This window comes from Corynebacterium sp. MSK044 (genome assembly GCF_030232825.1).
In the GTDB taxonomy this organism is placed as follows: Bacteria; Actinomycetota; Actinomycetes; order Mycobacteriales; family Mycobacteriaceae; genus Corynebacterium.
The window spans coordinates 1-507 of sequence record NZ_JASPJJ010000064.1 but is presented as its reverse complement, the minus strand read 5'-3'; the positions used below and the strand labels follow the sequence as shown (position 1 = coordinate 507).

Below are 507 nucleotides of genomic sequence, written 5' to 3'. Positions count from 1 at the left end.
TCTGGGTGGTTAGTATCACCGACTCGTTCTGGGTCGCATGTATACGGGTACGGGAATATCAACCCGTTAACCATCGACTACGCCTGTCGGCCTCGCCTTAGGACCCGACTCACCCTGGGAAGACGAACTTGACCCAGGAACCCTTAGTCATCCGGCGGATACGATTCTCACGTATCATTCGTTACTCATGCCTGCATTCTCACTCGCACACAGTCCACGCGCCCTTACGATCACGCTTCACCCCATGCACGACGCTCCCCTACCCAACAAAAACTTGTTGCCGCGGTTTCGGCGGTGTACTTGAGCCCCACTACATTGTCGGCGCGCAACCACTCGACCAGTGAGCTATTACGCACTCTTTCAAGGGTGGCTGCTTCTAAGCCAACCTCCTGGCTGTCTTCGCGATTACACATCCTTTTCCACTTAGCACACCCTTAGGGGCCTTAACCGGCGGTCTGGGCTGTTTCCCTCTCGACTATGAAGCTTATCCCCCACAGTCTCACTGCC

General features: G+C 55.4%; 1 rRNA gene. It reads right to left on the bottom strand.

Annotated elements, in window-relative coordinates:
* Nucleotides 1-507, bottom strand: a 23S ribosomal RNA gene (locus QP994_RS11090); the annotation flags it as partial.